12 protein-coding genes are annotated in these 18,197 nt (G+C 41.0%); 5 read left to right on the top strand and 7 right to left on the bottom strand.

The annotated features are described in order from the left end of the window. Positions 1-376: 376 nt before the first annotated feature. A complete protein-coding gene (gene exaC, locus ACSFVZ_RS07375; protein WP_138557127.1) occupies positions 377-1,897 on the bottom strand; it encodes an acetaldehyde dehydrogenase ExaC in 1,521 nt (506 codons plus the stop codon). 177 nt (positions 1,898-2,074) lie between these two features. Between exaC and ACSFVZ_RS07370 the strand changes: the two genes are divergently transcribed. Next, positions 2,075-2,983 (top strand): AraC family transcriptional regulator, encoded by a 909-nt coding sequence (locus tag ACSFVZ_RS07370; RefSeq protein ID WP_135926876.1) that lies wholly within the window; start codon positions 2,075-2,077, stop codon positions 2,981-2,983. Here ACSFVZ_RS07370 and ACSFVZ_RS07365 read toward each other — a convergent pair. Beyond that, complete coding sequence (locus ACSFVZ_RS07365; RefSeq protein ID WP_435558500.1) at positions 2,973-3,644, bottom strand: YoaK family protein; 672 nt, start codon at positions 3,642-3,644, stop codon at positions 2,973-2,975. The two genes, ACSFVZ_RS07370 and ACSFVZ_RS07365, sit on opposite strands and share 11 nt — an antisense overlap. 130 nt (positions 3,645-3,774) lie before the next feature. Here ACSFVZ_RS07365 and ACSFVZ_RS07360 point away from each other — a divergent pair, with 130 nt between their 5' ends. Further along, positions 3,775-4,806 (top strand): LacI family DNA-binding transcriptional regulator, encoded by a 1,032-nt coding sequence (locus ACSFVZ_RS07360; protein WP_435558499.1) that lies wholly within the window; start codon positions 3,775-3,777, stop codon positions 4,804-4,806. Here ACSFVZ_RS07360 and gtfA read toward each other — a convergent pair. Next, on the bottom strand, positions 4,803-6,275 hold the full coding sequence (gtfA, locus tag ACSFVZ_RS07355) for a sucrose phosphorylase (protein WP_295512528.1): 1,473 nt from the start codon (positions 6,273-6,275) through the stop codon (positions 4,803-4,805). The genes ACSFVZ_RS07360 and gtfA overlap by 4 nt on opposite strands. Before the next feature lie 138 nt (positions 6,276-6,413). On the opposite strand from gtfA, the gene ACSFVZ_RS07350 reads away from it, so the two are divergent. Both ACSFVZ_RS07350 and ACSFVZ_RS07345 read left to right on the top strand, forming a co-directional pair. Beyond that, positions 6,414-7,634 (top strand): MFS transporter, encoded by a 1,221-nt coding sequence (locus ACSFVZ_RS07350; protein ID WP_235382688.1) that lies wholly within the window; start codon positions 6,414-6,416, stop codon positions 7,632-7,634. Between the two features lie 152 nt (positions 7,635-7,786). Further along, positions 7,787-10,189: a TonB-dependent siderophore receptor gene (locus tag ACSFVZ_RS07345; RefSeq protein WP_435558498.1), complete on the top strand. Its 2,403-nt coding sequence runs from the start codon at positions 7,787-7,789 to the stop codon at positions 10,187-10,189. A gap of 49 nt (positions 10,190-10,238) precedes the next feature. Here ACSFVZ_RS07345 and ACSFVZ_RS07340 read toward each other — a convergent pair whose 3' ends face one another. The 4 genes from ACSFVZ_RS07340 to ACSFVZ_RS07325 all read right to left on the bottom strand — a co-directional run bounded on the left by ACSFVZ_RS07340 (position 10,239) and on the right by ACSFVZ_RS07325 (position 15,620). After that, positions 10,239-11,456: a sugar efflux transporter gene (locus ACSFVZ_RS07340; protein WP_435558497.1), complete on the bottom strand. Its 1,218-nt coding sequence runs from the start codon at positions 11,454-11,456 to the stop codon at positions 10,239-10,241. 286 nt (positions 11,457-11,742) lie between these two features. Beyond that, positions 11,743-13,251 carry a trehalase family glycosidase gene (locus ACSFVZ_RS07335; protein ID WP_138557123.1) on the bottom strand — a complete coding sequence of 503 codons (1,509 nt, stop codon included), beginning with the start codon at positions 13,249-13,251 and terminating at the stop codon, positions 11,743-11,745. A 9-nt stretch (positions 13,252-13,260) separates the two neighbouring features. Beyond that, positions 13,261-14,511, bottom strand: a complete 1,251-nt coding sequence (locus ACSFVZ_RS07330) for an MFS transporter (RefSeq protein WP_135926869.1) — start codon at positions 14,509-14,511, stop codon at positions 13,261-13,263. A gap of 101 nt (positions 14,512-14,612) precedes the next feature. Then, positions 14,613-15,620 carry a LacI family DNA-binding transcriptional regulator gene (locus ACSFVZ_RS07325; protein ID WP_135926868.1) on the bottom strand — a complete coding sequence of 336 codons (1,008 nt, stop codon included), beginning with the start codon at positions 15,618-15,620 and terminating at the stop codon, positions 14,613-14,615. Between the two features lie 270 nt (positions 15,621-15,890). Between ACSFVZ_RS07325 and ACSFVZ_RS07320 the strand changes: the two genes are divergently transcribed. Next, positions 15,891-18,161, top strand: a complete 2,271-nt coding sequence (locus tag ACSFVZ_RS07320) for a TonB-dependent receptor (RefSeq protein ID WP_435558509.1) — start codon at positions 15,891-15,893, stop codon at positions 18,159-18,161. The last annotated feature ends 36 nt before the right edge of the window (positions 18,162-18,197 follow it).

The raw sequence follows: 18,197 nt of genomic DNA, 5'->3' as shown, positions 1-18,197 counted from the left end.
CATTGCACACGCGGTGACTCAACCAAATTGTTGTCAAAAGCTTAGTTTGTGTGTTCTCTAAGCTTTTTTATTCCGAGTCACTGCACACGCGGTGACTCATCCAAATTGTTGTCAAAAGCTTAGTTTGTGTGTTCTCTAAGCTTTTTTATTCCGAGTCATTGCACACGCGGTGACTCAACCAAATTGTTGTCAAAAGCTTAGTTTGTGTGTTCTCTAAGCTTTTTTATTCCGAGTTACTGCACATGCGGTGACTCAACCAAATTGTTGTCGAAAAGCCTGGCTTGTGTGTTCGCCGGGCTTTTTTATGCCTGTTATAAAATAAAAACGCCACTAGATGTGGCGTTTGGGTAGTTTCGACAACAATAAGAAATTGCTTTTAAAAGAAGCCCAGTGGGTTTTCGCTATAACTTACTAATAAGTTTTTGGTTTGTTGGTAATGATCAAGGGCTAGTTTATGTGTTTCTCGACCAATGCCTGACTTTTTATAACCACCAAACGCAGCATGCGCTGGATACATATGATAGCAGTTGGTCCAAACACGGCCCGCTTCAATCTTACGACCAAAGTGATAAGCACGGTTCATGTTTCGACTCCACACACCCGCACCTAAGCCGAACTCTGAGCTATTAGCAAGCGCTAACGCTTCATCTTCATCTTTAAAAGTCGACATTGAAATAACAGGGCCAAAAATCTCTTCTTGGAACACACGCATGTCATTGGTGCCTTTTAACAGTGTTGGTTGAATATAGTAACCGCCGTTAAACTCATCTGACAGTTGCTCGACTTCACCACCAGCAAGGACTTCTGCCCCTTCCTTTTTACCGATTTCGATGTAGCTTAGGATCTTATCAAACTGAGCTTGTGATGCTTGAGCACCTACCATGGTTTCAGTATCAAGTGGGTTACCCCGTTTAATTTGTAAAGTGCGGGCAAGTACACGCTCAATAAATTGCTCGTAAATGTCTTCTTGAATAAATAAACGCGACGGACACGTACAAACTTCGCCTTGGTTAAAGTACGCAAGTACAGCTCCTTCAACAGCCTTACTCAAAAACTCATCGTCTTTTTCCATTACATCATTAAAGAAAATATTTGGCGATTTACCACCTAACTCAACCGTCGAAGGAATAATATTATCAGCTGCACATTTTAAGATATGCGACCCTACGGGTGTTGAACCTGTAAAGGCAATCTTCGCAATTCGAGTACTGGTTGCCAAAGCCTCGCCTGCTTCTTTACCATAGCCATTCACTACATTTAATACACCTGCTGGTAATAAATCACCGATTACTTCAAGCAGTACTAAAATTGATGCAGGCGTTTGTTCAGCTGGTTTTAAAATAACACAGTTACCCGCAGCAAGAGCTGGAGCAAGCTTCCACGCAGCCATTAACAGTGGAAAATTCCAAGGAATAATTTGCCCTACTACACCTAATGGCTCATGAAAATGATAGGCAACGGTAGTTTCGTCTATCTCACCGATTGAACCTTCTTGCGCGCGCACACAGCCTGCGAAATAGCGAAAATGATCAGCCGCGAGTGGCACATCTGCCGCAAGTGTTTCACGAATTGCTTTACCGTTATCCCAAGTTTCTGCAACCGCGAGCATTTCTAGATTTTGTTCAATGCGGTCGGCAATTTTTAATAAGATATTGCTTCGCTCAGTGACTGACGTTGTTCCCCATGCTGCTTTTGCATCGTGTGCTTTATCAAGTGCCAGTTCGATATCTTCTTTTGATGAGCGAGGTACTTTACAAAACACTTTACCGTTTACTGGGCTAATGTTTTCAAAGTATTCACCCTTTACAGGGGCAACCCACTGGCCGCCAATATAATTCTCGTACTGCGCTTTAAAGTTAACTTTTGCGCCTTCACTACCTGGGTTTGCATAAATCATAATGTGTTCTCTCTTCAAATTGTTGTGTTTCATTTAGCATTGACTAAATTATGCGGTAGGTTATTGTTTAATGAACCGCTAGCATTTGAAGTTAGCTCAGTTACTGAAAACACACTTGATTCCTAGTCCAGACTTTTTGACTATTTGTCCAGAATTTAGGGCAACAGCGAGGCAACAATGAACACATCAGTTAGCAACAGAAGTTTAGATAAAAAACGACAACGTATTGATGTGCTTATTGAAAATAAAGTTAGTTTTGCTGGCGAACATGCCGAGTTAAGTATTTACGACACCTATTTAGATGCGCAAAAAGTAGCCTTACATTCCACTGAGTTACTATTTTGTGGCATGATCAGCGGCAAAAAAATCATGCATGTTGCCGACAGTGATTATCATGAAGAATTTTTGCCAAACCAGTCATTTGTGCTTGCTCCAGAGCAAGGAGTGTTAATCGATTTCCCTAATGCGTCTCTTAATCAACCAACAACCTGTTTAGCGATTGAAATCAGTACCGATAAGATAAGCCAAGTAGTTGATGCTCTTAACTTTAATCAACAAATTACACAGGATGACTTTTTCCAATATCAAGCAAAGCTAGTTCATGCCCAGCATAACCAGCAAACTCAACAACTACTTGAACGGATGATCACCCTGTTTAGTGAAAATGAGCAACACCGGGATTACTTAATTGATTTATCACTCAATGAACTCATAACCCGCCTGTTACAGCAGCAAAGCCGAGATTTAATGATAGCAAGCTGTAAACAAGGCAAGCTTGCAACCCCGCTAAGCCATGTAATTAGTTATATTGAACAGCACCTTGCTGAGAATATTGATATTGATGTGTTATGTAAGATAGCGTGTATGAGCCGCAGTAAGTTTTATCAACAATTTAAGCTAGCGTTTGGTGTTACGCCAGCTCTTTGGCAACAGCAATTACGCTTACAAAAAGCGTATAAACTACTTCAAAAAGGTGAAGCGATTAGCCAAGTTTGTTATCAGTTAGGCTTTAATAACCCAAGCCATTTTAGTCGTGTGTTTAAACAAGCCTTTGGCGCAACCCCCAAAAGTATCGCTAATCATTAATTTTTGGGTTTCGATGAGAATAAACCCGATAGGTAAATGCCAACAATACACAAATGGCGCTTGGCACATAAAGCGCTGCAAAGCTTAATTTAGCAAATAACCATGCCCCAGCTAAGCCACCAAAGATAAAGCCTAAAATGATTAGGCCAAACAGTTTAGCCTTACGTTGATCAAGCGCCTCGCCGCGGAAAACTCGACCAAACATAATACCTAAATCGGTAAAGATACCAGTTACATGGGTAGTGCGAACAATTGCGCCGCTGTAAGTTGTTGCCAATGCATTTTGTAACCCACATGCCGCAGAGGCTAAAAAGTGCCCGTAGCCAGAGCCATTGCACAGTAACCAAAGTGCACCGAGTAAAAACCCTGCCTCAATAAATAGTGCGGTGTCGTAATGACGCCCTAACTTAAGTGCTGAACTGTGCAATAAAAACCCAGCAATACCAGACCCAACTAAAAATGACAGTAATACGCCTAATAAATGTAAAGCATCAAGGCTATTGCCATGCATAAGATCTGCTCCAAGCAGGGTTGCTGTTCCCGATAAATGCGATACCGCTTGATGCTCAAAGCTAAGTAAACCAACCGCATTCACGCATCCGGCAACCAATGCCAAAATAAATGCGCCTACTTCAACCCATTTTGGTAACTTAGAAATCACTCGCTCTTTACCTTTTTTATGACCTGTTCTCTCATTCTTTTATGGTACGCCTATTTTTATGACTAAAAACACTTTTTTTCGACTCTTTATATGGTAATTTACAGGTAAGTAAATCGATTAAGTGACGATAATGCCCAAGCCAAAAAATTGGACGCTAAAAAGTATTGCCCAAGAGTTAGGCGTTTCAAATGCCACCGTATCAAATGCGTTTAACCGCCCTGATCAACTATCAAAATCTCGCCGCGAGGAGATTTTGGCTGCCTGTAAAAAACTCGGCTATTTTGGCCCTAACAAAGCGGCGCAATCGCTGCGCAGAGGGACCTTTAATATTGTTGCCTTGGTGTTGCCAGACAGTGTTGAATACATGGTATCAGATCCGGTTGCAAGCAGCTTTATGCGGGGCGTATCGGCTGTACTCGAAAAAAATGGCATTAACCTTTTATTATTTTCTGGTAATAGCAATAACCTAAATAGCGTAGTCGATTTTGTAGATGGCTTTATCTGTTATGGCCGCCCTCGTAATAAGCAACTTGTTGAACAATTGAAACAAGTACCAAAACATGTGGTGACGGTTGATTTTAATATCGGTCGCGATGCCTCGGTAAACGTTAATAACCAACAAGCCAGTTTTGATATTGCTAAACACGCACTCCAAAAAAATGATGATCGGGTGGCAATTTTAGGGCTGCGCTTACTTGATAACGACGTACTATGCCGAGTTTACGAGCATCACGAGTTTGAAGCTGGTCAGTCTATCGCTCATCAGCGACTACGCGGTTATCACCAAGCAATCAGTGATGCTGGCATCACCCTTGGTGATGATAGAACATGGAATATTCCAGAAAGTAGTGAGCGTTTTGCTAGTATTGCCGCCAAAGAAGCGCTTAGCAGTACACCAAGACCAAACGTTTTGTTGTGTATGAGTGATTTAATCGCCCTTGCTGCAATGCGTGAAGCATTAAAAATGGGCTTATCGATTCCAGAAGATGTCAGAATTGTTGGTTTTGATGGCATCGATGAAGGACAACGATTTGTGCCAAAGCTTACGACTATTCACCAAAACAGCGAAGAAAAAGGCCGCTTAGCAGCGACCTTATTTTTATCGAAAGAGCAGCAAACAGCCGAAATCGACTATCAACTGCAATTGGGGCAAAGTAGTTAAGCTAAAAAGTCAGCCAAATCAACTATGCTTTGTTCGCTGTCGCGGTGATCGACAATGAACACTTCACGGCTAGTAAAGTTGACTTTTAACTCAATTGAGCTGGTATCATCATGCCAGCTTAAACGACACACACTGCCTTCACCGTTCACTGTGAATTCACCGTTAAAAGCTGGGTGCTCATTTCGCAATTGAATAAGTTTAATCAATCCTTTAACCACAGGTTTTGCTAGAGCAGCTTCAATATCTTGTGCATTTAGATAAGGACGATTGATATCACGGCCAACATTTGTACGTGCCAGTAATTCCATATCGTTTTCACAAGCGAACAGACCGCCATAATAAACTTGTGGAATACCTGGCGCGAAGAATTGAATCGCACGCGCTAATAGATAATCAAAGTCATCTGCACCCAGGGCATTATAATACGTACAATTTACTTGATATAAATCAACGTTACTGGCTGCAGCCCCTGTTGCAAGGCGACTTTGCCCATCACTTTTTTCATGAATGGTTTCAACCAAGTTATCAATTTGCTCGGCGTTTAGTAAGCCTGGTTTATCACCCATTGGACCTGCGTCAATAATGCCAATGCCATCATGAGTATCAAGCACTGTTAAACAGTTACGCGGTGAAATTGTTAGCCAATTCACCAATGCTTGCGCATCATTGCTAAATAAACTGTGCAAAATAAGCGGTGGAAGTGCAAAGTCATATACCATATTTACACGTTTTGCGACTGCTACCTGAGTTTGATAATGGCTATGAATTTCGGCAATAGTCTCCATACCAGCATCATTTGCCTGTGCTGAAAGCTTATTTAAATACTCAAACGTTTCGTCCAGCATAAAACAGTTAGTGCCAGCTTCTTTGATAGCATAACCAGCGGCGTCTAAACGAATGATATTGACATTATTATCAGCAAATTTGCCAAGTACAGTGTTTAAGTACTCAATGCCTGCTGTTGATTTCACATTAATATCAATTTGGTTATCGGTAAATGTGGTCCAAAAATCATAGGTTTGGCCATCTCCACATTTAATTGGTGTAAAGCAACTACCTGGACGCGGACGATAAATCGCTTTTTGCTCAGCCTCCGACATGCCATTTGGGAATACATCGTCTTTGGTTAGAAATAAATCCCAAAATTCAGATTGTTTGCCTTTTGCTAGCACGTCTTTAAATTGAAACGACTGTGCTGAAACATGGTTAACAATCAAGTCAGCCATCAAATCATAGTTTGCACCAAGCACTTTGATGTCTTCCCAGCTACCAAGACGCGAGTCTACTTCACTATGATCAATAGGATCAAAGCCAGCATCACTGCCATCAATCGGATTATAAAATGGCAATAAATGTACACCTGCAAACACATTGTTAAGTGGGCCATTTAATAAATTACTTAATTCATCAATACCTTGACCGGTAATACGGTCTGCGTAGGTGATTAATTGCACTTTATTGTTGATCATAATTGTTAATACCAAGTTGAAACTTAATCGATTAAGATATATCTTTAACCACGACAGCAAATTATTCAAGCAGTTTTTACAACTTTTATACACTAAGATACATAGTAAAGGTGTAAGCCTTCACATGAGGATACAACAATGAATAGAACACACGATCCTTTGCAAATGATTAGATGGTTGACATACATGATGTTTTTTATGTTTGCCATGACCTCTGATGCGGTTGGTATGATCATTCCTGAGTTAATAAAAGAATTTGACCTCAGCATGACACAAGCTAGTGCATTCCATTATGCCCCAATGGCACTGATTGCTTTTAGTGGCCTATTTTTAGGATTTCTTGCCGACAGTTTTGGCCGTAAACAAACGATAATGTTGGGCCTGGGTTTATTTACGATTAGTTGTTTTTTATTCGCGATAAGCAGCAGCTTTAGCATATTTGTAGTGCTACTTAGCTGTATTGGCCTTGCTATTGGTTTATTCAAAACAGGTGCTTTAGCATTGTTAGGCGATATCTCTAAAAACAATTTAGAGCACACAAAAACCATGAATTTAGTCGAAGGCTTTTTTGGTATCGGTGCTATCGTAGGCCCTGCTTTAGTGAGCTTTTTAATTACGCAAAAAGTTAGCTGGACTTACCTATATGTTATTGCAGGGGTTTTATGCTTAATTTTAACCATTATAGCTTGGCGTGCTGATTACCCTAAACCGAAAAAGCAAGAAGAACACGCAAAACCTGCCTCCCTTGCCACTACTATGAGCATGATGAAAAACCCTTACGCACTTGGTTTTTCTTTAGCGATTGCCCTTTATGTAGCAACCGAAGTGGCTATTTATGTGTGGATGCCTACCCTACTTGGCGATTACACTGGCCCATGGCAATTACTGGCAACCTACGCATTGACCTTATTTTTTATTTTACGCGCTGCGGGACGTTTCTTAGCGGTATGGCTGTTAAATCACTTAACCTGGCAAGCGGCGATGCTGTATTTAAGCTTAGGGATCGCACTATGTTATTTAGGCTTAATATTTGGTGGTGTTGATTGGGCAATATTCTTATTACCCTTATCAGGTCTGTTTATGTCAATGATTTACCCAACTTTAAACTCTAAAGGTATTTCTTGCTTTGCCGTTCAGCAGCACGGTGCGGTAGCTGGGGTCATCCTGTTTTTCACTGCATTATCTGCAGCTGCAGCCCCACTACTTATGGGTATGATCAGTGATTTCTTTGGCCACATTCGTTATGGGTTTTATCTCGCAACAGGTTTCGCATGTTTACTGTTTTTAGCCATGCTATATAACTACTTACGCAACCCTGCTGAGCAAGCTTTAGCGCAGCACAGTGCATTAAGCCACTAAATAAAAATCGTTAAAAATCAATTATCGAACATAAATTGTGCAAGTTTTTCGCTAAAAAGACTTGCACTGTGTAAAATTATTGTTATCTTTACTTAATCGATTAAGATAGCAATTTAGACAACAAACCATCTGGGATTGACACGAGGCACATTATGACAACACACAAACATGCCCTTTACACATTAAGCGCGCTTGCGCTAGCAGTAAGCCAAAACTTACACGCCGAAGAGCAAGCACAACCAGCAGAGGCTAAAAAAAGCGGCCTTGAAACAATCGTTGTAACAGGTGTACCGCGCCGTACAACGATTATGGCATCAAGTTCATCGGTTAGCAGTGTTACATTAGCAGAAATTGAAGTATCAACACCACGCTCTACAGCAGAAGCATTCAGAACAATCCCGGGTGTTCGTTCAGAATCAACAGGTGGTGAAGGTAACGCGAATATCGCAGTACGTGGTTTACCGGTTGCATCGGGTGGTGCTAAGTTCTTGCAACTACAAGAAGATGGCTTACCTGTTATGCAGTTTGGTGATATTGCCTTTGGTAATGCAGATATCTTCATGCGTTTAGATTCAACAGTACAAAGTGTTGAATCAATCCGTGGTGGCTCAGCTTCGACAGCAGCAAGTGACGCACCAGGCGGTATCATCAACTTTATTTCAAAAACGGGTGAGAACGAGTCAGGTAGCGTATCAACCACGGTTGGCCTTGATTATGACTCTATTCGTACTGACTTTGAGTATGGTACGTATCTAAACGACAGTGTGCGCTACCACATTGGTGGCTTTGTTCGCCAAGGTGAAGGCCCACGTGAAACCGGTTATACATCAAATAAAGGTGGCCAAATTAAGGCAAACCTGACTAAAGAATTTGATGCCGGTTATGTTCGTGTTTACTTTAAACACCTTGATGATAAAAGCGTAGGTTACCTACCTATGCCAATGTACTCAGATGGCGATTCAATCCCAGGCTTTGATTCGCAATCAGATACGCCGCATTCAGCACTTTTCACACAAACTCTGCGTTTAAATGGCGATAACCAAATTAGTACTGGCGATATGACCGACGGTATGAATCCGGTTGTTACCTCAGTCGGTTTTGAAGCGGCATTTGATTTAGAAAACGACTGGCGTATCGAAAACCGCTTTAGAACATCGTCAGTGAGCGGTAACTTTATTTCTCTTATTCCAGCTGAAGTTGCATCTGCAAGCTCTATTGCCTCTAGCATTGCTGGTGATGGTGCATCACTTGTTTATGCAAATGGTGGCTCAGCAGGCGAAGCTTACGGCGATGACGATTTAGCAATGCGTATTCACACATTCGATGTAACGCTAAATGACATGGGTTCAATTGTTAATGATCTTAAGTTAACTAAGTCGTTCTCTGATGACACTAGTGTTACTTTTGGTTACTTTGCATCAAGCCAATCAATTGATATGTCTTGGCTTTGGAACTCGTACGTTATGGAGCTAAAAGGCGACAACGCAGCATTACTTGATGTTACCGCTGCTAATGGCGATAGCTACTCTGATAATGGCTTGTACGCTTATGGTACTCCATACTGGGGTAACTGCTGTCAACGTAACTACGACACAGAATACGAAACGCGTGCACCTTACATTAACTTAGCAACTAAGTTTGGCGATTTAAGCATTGATGCAAGTGCTCGCTATGATTCAGGCGAAGCACGTGGCAACTACGCAGGTGCAGTTACATCTACGATTGATATGAACGGCGACGGTACCATCTCAATTCCAGAGCAAAATGTTGTTGGTATTGATAACGCAAATCCAAGCATTGTTAACTACGACTGGCACTACAGCTCATACTCAATTGGTGCGAACTACCAAATTGACCCAAGTTTCGCGACATTTGCCCGCTTAAGTAAAGGTGGCCGCGCAAATGCAGACCGCTTACTATTCGGTAAAGTAGAAGCTGACGGTTCAGTTGCCGAAGCCGATGCAATTGATGAAGTAAATCAATATGAGTTCGGTGTGAAAAAACGTTTTGATTCACTATCAGTATTTGCAACAGCATTCTACGCAGAAACTGAAGAGCAAAACTTTGAAGCAACATCACAAAAATTCTTTGACCGTGAATATGAAGCAAAAGGTATTGAGGTTGAATCAACGTACTACGTTGGTGATTGGGACTTCCGTGGAAACTTTACTTGGACAGATGCAGAAATTGCTAAAGATGCGTTATCGCCAGAGTTAGTTGGTAATACACCACGTCGTCAAGCTGACCTAATCTACTCATTAATGGCAACTTACAACTTTGACAAAGGTGCTGCTGGCCTGAGCTTTATTGGTACAACAGATGCTTACGCACAAGACAGTAACGACCTTGAGTTTGATGGCTATACACAAGTGAATGGTTTTGTAAGTTACAATTTATCTGAAAACTTAAGTCTATCGCTTAACGTGAACAACCTGTTCGACACCGTAGGTATCACCGAAGCAGAAGAAGGCTCAGTACCAGATAACGACATTATCCGTGCCCGTACTATTAACGGCCGTACAACGTCGCTTACTTTAAAATACTCTTTCTATTAATTACCCTCCTCCCTCGTTTTAGCCCAGTTTTTACTGGGCTTTTTACGTTTTATGTGTTCTTAGTAACAGCAACAAAAGGGCTTTGTATAAGACTAGGTTGTTGCTCTTTTCTTTTCACATAACTAAACAGTATTAAGCAGCCTAAAGCTAAGCTTACAGCAAGCATTGAACCTAGGCTTGCAAATCTAAAGCTGTGAAACTGTGCAATAACTCCTGTTGCCCCCGCCCCACACATAACCCCTAATTTAATCGCGTTCGTGTAAAACGCCGAAGTAAACCCAATACGCTCTGGTAGCTGATCTTGTAATACGGTTAAACCAATGCCCGCAAAAATACCGTAAAACAGGCCATTTAAAACTTGCAGCGCGATTAAATGCCATACCTGTGTGGCAAAAAACACCCCTAAATAAAATACAATGGCGCAACAAAATGCGACTACAAGCATCGAAACCTTACTGTATCTTTTAGCAAGCTTTGCCCCATACAGCATGATAGGAATTTCTAACAGTGCCACAACACCCATAAATAGCCCAGGCGTATGCTCAGCAAATCCTAGTTCAGTAATGCTATAGAGCGGCAGTGCCGATGAATACATAATATTGCCCGTTGAGCCAAGCATAATAGCTAAGCCTAGCAACCAAAATGATAAACTCGCAGCGGCTGCTGGCTCTGAGCTATGTTGTGACTTTTTAGCGCTATAGTCAGGAATGAACTTAAATGCAAAGATAAGCGCAACCAATGCACACGCTGCAGCAAAGTAAAACGAGCGGCTAAACTCGCCTCCCGAGGCTAACAAATAGCCAAGCGGCGGGCCGCCCACCCAAGCAAAAGAAATAGCGGCACGTAAACGCGAATTAAAACTGGTGATGTCGATGTTCTGTTGACGCCCTGCCCATTGCCTTGCCACGGTCATCATTTGCGGAATTGCTGCATTTCCCATAGCTAGAAATAACACGCCCGCAAGTAACACTTGCCAAAATGCAGTGGCATTAGCAAAGGTCACTAACGCACACACCATACCTGATACAGCCACCATAAATAACTTACGTGCACTAGTTCCTTTATCAGCCATACCACCCAGCCATTGACTAATAATTAACCCCGTAATAGTTACTGCTACCATATAAACACCCAAATAAACGGGTGGTGTCTGCAGCCCTTCTATAATGAATAAGCTCATCAAAGGGTTAACGAATGCCCCCATTAATCCCGTTAGCATGCTTAGAAGAATAAAAATTACACCATGCTGTTTAAGCAATGCTTTCACCAACAACCCCACATCAAAACGACAATTTAATAAACAAATTAAAGGGCGCAGATTATACACAGCTTTGCTGTAATTTTCATTTTGTAATACAAATAATAGAGAAGGAGTTTCGCATAATGAAGCTATGCTTTTAAGAAGAGACAATTAACTGTTAAGAACAAACAGTTACTTGCCAATAGGGTTATCCCTTAAGCTGTACTATGACTGTAACAACTTAAGAGATACAGCTTGAACTCGCAATATACTTACAGCTGCGAGAATTGCTTGAAGTGATAAACCAATACCTTTAAAGCGTGCTATTTAGTAATTTATAAAAGCGAGATGTCACCCCGTTTGTCCAGCCAAACCCTTGTTGCACAGTATATTCACCGCCACCGGCTCGACTAACTAAATCACAAACGTTATATTTTTCTAATAAGCACTTATCTTCAGTAAAACGCATTTCAATCATGCTCAACCAATTTTTCATAATTGCCTGCGCTTCACTAACATAACCATAATCAAAGAGCCCTTTTACAGCAAACCACTGCAGAGGAGCCCAGCCATTAGGGCTATCCCATTGTTGTGAAGTACTACATAAGGTTGTTACTAATCCACCCGGTTTTAAAAACTCTGACATCAGCTTTTGCTTTACCTGTTCGGCTTGCCTAGCAGACGCTGCGCCAACAAACAACGGCACCGCTGTTGCCAATGAATCAACCTCACTTTGCTGATTTAAACGAATATTAAAATCTCGATATACCCCAGCCTCACTATGCCAACAATATTGGTCAATTGCTTGCAAACGAAGAGCGGCTAATTCTTCTATGGAATGACATTTTTGATCCTTACCCAGCAGTCGATAAAAGTCTCCAAGTGTTCTTTCAAGGTTATAAAGCAAACAGTTTAGGTCAACTGGGACGATATTGGTGGTTTCAATCGTTTTTAAATCATGATGATCTACAAGCCAGCGACTACTGAAGTCCCATCCTGACTCGCATGCCGCTCGTATATGTTGAAAATAACTTAACTTTTGTACCTCATCGAGACCTTCAGCATCGTGTAAATCTTCTTTTAATGATTCAGGTCGAGGAGTTGTAGAGCTATCCCAATAACGGTTTAAAATTGCGCCATCAGGCATTCTTACAACTCGCTTTATTAAAGGTGTTTGCGTTGATAATTCGCTACAATCTTGCATCCAAAATTGATACTCAGACTCTAAAGCTTCAATAGCACTTGCAAGCCAAGTTAAATCATCCTGATGCTGATATTTAGCTTTCCAAAGCATAGTAAGCATGAGTGCTAATACAGGTGGTTGTGAGCGACTACTGTAATAGATTCGATTACCATTTGGTATGCAACCATTGCGATTTTGCAGGTCAATAAAGTTGTTTACCATTGCTTCTATTGTTGCAAGATCACCAATATCCTCAAGGCCTAATGCGGTAAAATAACTGTCCCAATAATATATTTCCTGAAATCGTCCACCAGGCACAATATAGTCATAAAACAGCGGTAACAATGAGCTTGATAAGTCTGTATCTGCACTGCGGTGTAAGTGAGGCCATAAATCAGCAATATATTGTTGTACTGAAGAAGTATCTATCTTAGCTGTTGGGATTGTTTGGTCGGCAAACATAAAATGAGTCATTACAAACTCACGAAGCTCCTCGCCTCTCAAAGGCCCAACGAGCAAATATAATTCACAAGCACTTTGCCAAGACAAATTAGGAATGGCATCAGCAAACATCTTAGAATCAGCAAACACCTCTTCTAACTGCACATCTTTAAATAATTGACTATCAAGAAAGCTCATAAATACCCTTTATTGTTCAGCTGAAGTTGTATGAGAAAGAGGTTTTAACGTGTGTTTCTTGAACACTGAAACACTCACCAATAACAATGCAATAGGCACCAAAGTTAAATAAAAGGCATGTTGGCCACTAAATTTATCAAATACCAACCCTGTAATAATTGAGCCAGTAGTCCCTCCAAGAGCAGAAAAAACAACTATCAGTCCTGTCATTGCTGCGTGCTGATACTTAGCCAATGAACTCAACATAACTGAGTTAAGTACCGGATAAATCGGTGCCATAAAAAAGCCAATCAGGGGTAACATGAATGCAGCAAGTGGTACATCAAATATTGTTTTTACTTGGCTACCATCAACGTTGTGCGTCATAGGTAATACAAGTAAAACCAGCACAGCCATAGATATTAAGCAACTGATTAATATACTAAACCAATTTAGATAGCGCAGTAATTGACCAGCAACCAAGCGACCTAGCGCAAGCGCCGCAGCAAATATACTTGCTAGCTGAATACTTACATCAACGGGGAGCATTAAAACTTGATTATTAAAAGTAGGTAACCAAGTACCTACTCCCTGTTCGATTAATACATAAAGAAAGGCACTGATAATAAAAATTAACACCAACGGTTTATACGCAAGCCTTAGCATGTCAATAAACGCGTGAATTTGTGAGTAATGCGAGCCCTTTAATTCAGGTGATTTAATTGGTGCTGTAAAAACAGCTAAAAAGGCTACGGCAACAATCAAGGCAAGCAAATAATATACATTTAACCAGTGAGTGCTCTGCACATCATTTGGATCGATAAATAAAGCAAAGATCCAATAGCCTGCTAACACACCTAGCATAAACACCCCTTCAATGGTGTTTAGCAACGCTGAGTGCTTATTAGCACTGTCTGTTACCTGGCCAATCACTGAATAAACAGAAATTTTCATCACTGCAAAGCTACAACCAATTGCTGCAAACAGTGCCTTTAGTACCCAGAACTGTGCAATTGTTGGTACAACTAAACACATAACAGCGACAAAAACTAAGGCAGCCAACATCGCGATTTTATAACCAACCCTAGGAATAAACGACGCAACTAAGAATGAAACAATTGCTATGCTTAAGTCTTTAAAACCCTCTAAAACAGATGCGTCTGTTTTAGTCACACCTAAACTATTTATTGCTTGCAAAATAACAGTACCGACACTGTTTAGCATAATAGCAAATACAAAATAGCTGCACGCCAATGCGACTGTTATTCTGATCGGATTCATTCACTCAAACCTAAGATTATTTTTATTTAGTCTAGTTTAGCAATCAAGTAAATGCAAACGTTTGCAAACGCATTTAAACAAATATTTAACAACAGCTCAAATCAACGCTGACTGGATTGTCTACAAATTAATTCAATATCAACAACTTGAGAGGTGGTTGTTTGCCCCGAAAACTGCGCTATTAATTTTTCCACAAGAATAACTGAGGCACGCTGCGTATTCTGTTTAATGCTTGATAAGGAAGGATGGCTGATATCTGCCATTGCGATATCGTCAAAACCGACTAAAGCGACATCATTTGGAATACTAATATAACGCTCTTTTAACGCTTTCATAGCGCCAAGTGCCACCATATCGCTACATGCCATAATACCGTCAAAATATAGGCCTTTTTCAACCAAGAGTTTATTTATACTTTTGTAAGAAGCGCCGCTTGTAATATCAATAGAAACCACATGAGGTGTGGCTTTCGCACTCGCTATCGCATCTAAATAACCTCGGTGGCGCTCACCTATTTCGGCATGCCCAGGATCACCTAAGAACAAAATATTCTTGGCTCCTTTATTCAATAAATGCTCAGTAGCAAGCCTACCACCTAAATAATTATCGCTCCCTACAATAGGGTAATTGCTGGGCGATTTAGGATCTCCCCAAACCACTAGGGGCACACCAGCATCTGCTGCAGCTTCGATATTTGCTTGATTCTTACCCTGCCCAACTACTATAAGACCGTCAGCACGACGACTATTTATGAAGTAGTTGGCCCAATCGTCGCTCGCCATAAATGAGTTTGAAAGCAGCAATTCTAAGCCAAATTTATTCAATGCAAGATTAATTTCGCCAACAACTTTAAGTAGAAAAGGGTCATTTATAGACTGCTCGGTGTCCCCATCTAGGTTAATTATCACGGCAACAACATTGGTTTTTTGTGTTCGTAAACGACTTGCAGCAGTGTTTAAACTAAAATTATGCTGTTTGGCTAAGCGTTGAAGCTTTACCCTTGTTTCCTTTTTAATCAATGGGTTATCATTCAGGGCGCGAGACACAGTTGATGTCGAAACCCCTGCTAATTTAGCCAGATCAGCGAGCTTCAATTTTTTTTCATTCATAATGCTAAAACACTGGGTGCTGTCCTTAGAATATGTGCCAGCAATATAACATCATTTTAACTAAACCGCTGCGTTTCAGCAGATAATATTTTTTCAGTAGCACGCATTTCATACTCTAATCCTGTGTTCAAATTTACAACAAAAAGTTATAAAAACCATTTGCAAACGTTTGCATTGATCTTTATGGTTTAAAAAAGCAAGGTATTAACAATTGCAAAAATCGTTTCAATAACTTGCTTTACACACAAAAGGAAATGGGAACACACAATGATGACAACAACATATACTCGCAGTGCATTAGCCTCTGCAATCCTGCTAGCAATCAGTGGCCAAACTGCAATGGCCGAAGAACAGCCACAAAAATCAGCAAATGAAAAAGTAGAACGAATTGTCGTATCGGGCACACCTGCCGGTATCGGTGTTCGTAAAATCGACGCTGGTTACGCCGTGACAAACATTGATGCCGATCAAATTGTTAAACTATCGCCAAAAAGTACAGCTGACTTGTTTAAAGCCGTACCAGGTGTGTGGGTAGAAAGTTCAGGTGGTGAATCTGGCGCAAACGTGTTTGTGCGTGGTTTTCCCGGTGGTGGCGATGCGCCATTTTTAACATTGAGTCTTGAAGGCTCACCAATTTACCCTGCACCTACTTTATCATTTTTAGAAAACTCGTCGTTATTCCGTTTAGATGAAACCATTGAAACAATGGAAGCACTGCGTGGTGGTCCAAACCCTGTTGTATCAAACGGCCAGCCTGGTTTAACAACGAATTTCCGTTTAAAGCGTGGTGGTGAATACACTGAAGGTGTTTTCAAATACACGACCTCAGATTATTACTTGCAGCGACTTGATGCTGTGGTAAGTGGTGAGGTTTCTGATGATCTATACTTTATGGTGGGTGGTTATGTTAAAAGCTCACCAGGTATTCGTGATGCTGGTTTCACATCAGAAAAAGGCAGCCAGTTCACAATTAATATCACAAAAGAGTTAGAAAACGGCACCATTAATTTATACACCCGTCAAACAGATGACCACGGTGCTTGGTACTTACCAACACCACTGAATGTTGACGGTATTGATGCTGAGTACACGCAACTAGGTACTTTAAATCGCCAAGCAACTATTTACACAGGCCCAAATAATGACGAACGACAAATCGACTTAGGTGAAGGCCGTGGTTGGAAAGGTCATGTTTCTGGCGGTAGTATCAAACTTGAATTTGATAACGGCTGGAGCTTTACAGATCGCTTTAACTTCACCAAGGGTGATGCTAACACATACGGCTTAGTACCGGCAGGCTCTGCAACAACGATTGAAACAGCTGCTGAAACCGGTGAAACGATAACAGGTCCAGTAACAGGTGCAGTAACTGGCACAGAATACGGCGCAGACACGGCGGTGCAAAAAGTTGGCCGTTGGGTGGCATTAAAAGAGATCAGCGCATTCACCAATGATTTAGCGTTTGCTAAAAAGCTTGATAATCTATCGCTGGCATTTGGTTATTACACAGCAAGCACATCAGCAAATGACTGGTGGAGCTTAGGCAATGTAGCGTATCACGTGCTTGAAGCAGGTGGCGAAATGCTAGACGGTTTCGAATGTAATGCAAGTGTTGATGGTTGTGGCTTTAACTACGATATCAATTCAACAGGTGATGCACGCACCAATGCGTTTTACACAACAGCTCAATATAAATTCAACGATGACTTTACGCTTGATGCAGGTATTCGTTTTGAAAACCATGAAGTGGAATACTCAGTTGATGAAGGTCTTGACGGTGTGATCACTAAGTCTGTTCAATATGACGAAAGCAAAACATCGTGGACAACAGGTATTAACTACTCAATTTCCGATGACATGGGCGTATTTGCTCGTGTAAACCGTGGTTACAAAATGCCTTACTTCGACGACTTCCGTGATAACTATGGTGCTTACCAAAATGGCGAAAAGCTAATTAAAGAAGTAACACAAGCTGAGTTTGGTTATAAATTATTAACAGACAGCACCGACTTTTACGCAACATTCTTCACTAACGAAGTAAAAGGTGACACATTTAATCGTCGACCAGGTGACCCATCTGAAATTTTAACCAACGAAGCATACGGTATTGAGCTTGATTATAACTACAACCATGAATCTGGTTTCTCAGTTAACTTAAACTCAACGCTTCAAGAAACTGAAATAACAGAAAGCCCAACTAACGAAGGAAACGAAAGTCAGCGTCAGCCAAAATGGCAAGTACGTTTAACACCAAGCTATGACTTTGAAGTTAGTGACATGTATGCAACCTTGTACGGCACAATCTCAGCGGTTGATGACCGCTACGGAAACAACGAAAACTCAGTTACTTTAGAAGGTTACGAAAAAGTAGACATAGGTTTAATTGTTGAACCTATGGAAGGTATTAAAGTGCAGTTAGCGGTTGATAACTTAACTGACGAACAAGGCATAACAGAAGGTGACCCTCGTAATGCTGATGCACCGAATGGTCGTTACATTATGCCGCGTACTACACGCTTAAGTATTAGCTACGAGTTTTAATAATAACTCCCTAATCCCTTGATTTTAAAATCAATA

This window comes from Pseudoalteromonas nanhaiensis (assembly GCF_051235485.1).
GTDB classification, from domain to species: Bacteria; Pseudomonadota; Gammaproteobacteria; order Enterobacterales; family Alteromonadaceae; genus Pseudoalteromonas; species Pseudoalteromonas lipolytica_C.
The sequence above is the reverse complement of the archived record's forward strand: the minus strand, read 5'-3'. Positions and strand labels throughout refer to the sequence as shown.